Annotated in this window: 2 protein-coding genes and 1 pseudogene; all 3 read right to left on the bottom strand. The window is 56.2% G+C overall.

What is annotated here, in order from left to right; translation table 11 throughout:
* Nucleotides 1-473: pseudogene (locus ACOSYY_RS04705) on the bottom strand (PAS domain S-box protein); the annotation flags it as partial.
* 147 nt (nt 474-620) lie between these two features.
* Complete coding sequence (gene secF / locus ACOSYY_RS04700) at nt 621-1,538, bottom strand: protein translocase subunit SecF (RefSeq protein WP_421661112.1); 918 nt, start codon at nt 1,536-1,538, stop codon at nt 621-623.
* 61 nt (nt 1,539-1,599) lie between these two features.
* On the bottom strand, nt 1,600-2,048 hold a 449-nt coding region (locus tag ACOSYY_RS04695), incomplete at its 5' end, for a SecD/SecF family protein translocase subunit (protein ID WP_421661111.1).

Raw genomic sequence — 2,048 nt, 5'->3', positions numbered from 1 at the left:
GAACTGACGACCAAAGCCCCCTGTCCATCGGTGACCAAAATGCCGACATAGTCCGATTTCCGAATCTCGTGCCATCGAATCAGGTAGTTGGTCACGATCCGATTGACAAAAAGCGGAAATTCGCTTTGCTTGTCGCGCTGTCTCCACCGCCGTTGCCAATCCCGGATGATTTCCGAAATACTTTCGGCGTCTTTACCCTCGTACGTTCGGTTGGCCTCCGAGACGGCGGTATGAAGGAAGGGGGCTGTCGCGAGCTGTTGGGCTTCGTTTATGCCTTGAGTAATGTGTAGTTCGATCCGACGGGCGGCTTCGACGGCCACATCTTTGAAGTCAGCCCCTCTCGACTCTCGCAAAGCCCGCCGCTCTTCTATGTAGATGAGGGCAAGCAGGAAGGTAAGCGGCAGGAGACCGACCATCACGATCGCCGCGATGATCTTCTGCTGGAGGCTGTAAGACCGGCTCCAGAGTGCCATGGCTACACCACCGAGACACGGGAACAGTATTTCACTGCGAGAACGCGTTTGCGTGTCGAGCGACGATGAGGGCGGGCTCTATGCACCGCTCACCACCGGGAACACGGGACAGACGAGCGAGACACGACGCCTCATTCCATCATTCGCTCAGCCGCGTTTCAAGAGTCGACCCGGCGTACCGGGCCACAAAAGCAGAAGTGGGCTGGCGACGAACACGGATGAAAAGGTGCCGACAATCACGCCCCAAAGAAGCGTGAGTGAGAAATCGTGCAGGACTTCTCCACCTGCCAGGGTCAGTGGAATGAGAACGAGCACGACGGTCAAACTGGTGACGATCGTGCGGCTCAACACCTGATTGATGGCGGCGTTGATCGTCGCTTCTTCGCTTTCTCGACGCCGCAACTTCAGATTCTCTCTGATCCGATCGAACACCACGACCGTGTCGGTCAAGGAATATCCGGCCAGCGTCAAGAGCGCCGTGACGATGAGGAGCGTGATTTCCTTGTCCAAGATATAGAAGGTTCCGATCACGGCCAGGACGTCATGAAACGTCGCCAACGCGGCCGCGACACCGAATCGGAGCTCGAATCGAGCCGCTATGTACAGGATAATGCCCGCGAACGAAATGACGACGGCCACGAGCGCATCTTGTTGGAGTTTCTTGCCGATGGTCGGCCCGATCTCGGTGGTCGAGTCGACCACGAATTTGTTGTTCGGAAACTCTTTGGCAAAGATTCCCATCACCCGTTCCGCTATCTTCTCTTCGATCGTCGTGGAAGCCTTCACCCGGACGAGGAGCTTGTTGTCCTGTCCGAATTCCTGCAATTCCGCATCGACCAGCCCGCTCGTTTCCAAGGCCTTACGGGCTTCATCGATCCGGACCGGCTGCTCGAACTTGAGCTGGACTGCCGTTCCCCCGGCAAAGTCGATCCCCAGATTGGCGGCACCCCGTGCAATCTGGACAAGCGCGATCAGCCCGAGCACAACCATCATCCCGGAAATCAGAAATGCGATCTTTCGCTTGCCCATGAAGTCAATGTTGGTCTTTCCCAGAATCTCTAACATGCGCGTCCCCTTTGATGATCTTCGGCTTCTCCCTGAAGGCTCATGACCGATGGCTTCATGGCTAAATGCTCAGCGCCTCGACCTTTTTCCTCTGATATAGCAAATCAAACACTACTTTCGTCCCGACCAACGCCGTGAAGAGATTGATGGCAATACCAAGGCACAACGTCACGGCAAACCCCTTGATCGGTCCGGTCCCAAAGAGAAATAGCGCGACCCCGGTGATCAGAGTGGTGACATGCGAGTCGACGATCGTCAGGAACGCCTTGTCGTACCCCGCATCGATGGCGGATCGGACAGCTTTCCCGCTGCGCAGTTCTTCTCGAATCCTTTCGAAGATCAAGACGTTCGAGTCGACGCCCATTCCTATCGTCAGGACGATGCCTGCAATTCCCGGCAAGGTCAACGTGGCGGTCAAGGCGGACAGTGCGCCCATCAGACAGACCAGATTCAACACCAAGGCAAAGTCCGCGATCAGCCCGGACAGACGGTAATACACGATCATGAAGA

Source organism: Nitrospira sp. BLG_2 (genome assembly GCF_049222245.1).
The sequence above is the reverse complement of the archived record's forward strand: the minus strand, read 5'-3'. Positions and strand labels throughout refer to the sequence as shown.

Excerpts from the sequence above, each read along its gene's own strand:
- secF (WP_421661112.1), bottom strand. The coding sequence starts at position 1,538 with ATGTTAGAGATTCTGGGAAAGACCAACATTGACTTCATGGGCAAGCGA.